Below are 637 nucleotides of genomic sequence, written 5' to 3'. Positions count from 1 at the left end.
AAAACCCCTCGCACGCAGCGTTATCTTGCGAGCATCCCTTGCGGGACATTGAGCGAACCAGCTTCGCGTCAGCAATCCTGGGTAACCAGCCTGCCCAGCGATAATGAGCACCGCGATCAGAATGAACGATGGGCCGTGCATCCCCGCCAGCCACAGTGTCGATGGCGGCATCCAGCATCGTGTTGACCAGTTCGGCGTCTGGATGCGTTCCAATAGACCAACTCAGGACCAGGCCATCGAAGCAGTCGATGATGGGCGAGAGGTACACCTTGCCAGCCGGGATCTGGAACTCGGTGATATCTGTAAGCCACTTTTCGTTTGGGGCTCCGGCTTGGAAGTCGCGATTGATTAGGTTTTCAGGTGCCGGACTGATTTCTCCAAGATAGGAACCGTACCGGCGCCGCTTTGGCTTAGCAACGACCAGGCCCTCCTGTTTCATCAACCGCTGGACGACCTTCTCAGAGATCGCAACGCACTGCCTGGCCAGCGACGCCTGCAGCCTGCGGTAGCCGTAACAGCAATGGTTGAGCTCGAAGATTTCAGTGATGCTGTGACGAATAGCGAGGTATTTGTCTGCCACCTTCACACGGGCTCGATGGTAAAAGTACGAACTTCGTGCCAGCTCCAACTGGGCAAG

The 637-nt window shown here is 56.7% G+C and carries 1 protein-coding gene; it reads right to left on the bottom strand.

What is annotated here, in order from left to right; all coding sequences use genetic code 11:
• On the bottom strand, positions 1–637 hold a 637-nt coding region (locus WH91_RS21000; protein WP_046172968.1), incomplete at both ends, for an IS3 family transposase.

The sequence above is a fragment of the Devosia psychrophila genome (genome assembly GCF_000971275.1).
GTDB lineage: Bacteria > Pseudomonadota > Alphaproteobacteria > Rhizobiales > Devosiaceae > Devosia > Devosia psychrophila.
The sequence above is the reverse complement of the archived record's forward strand: the minus strand, read 5'-3'. Positions and strand labels throughout refer to the sequence as shown.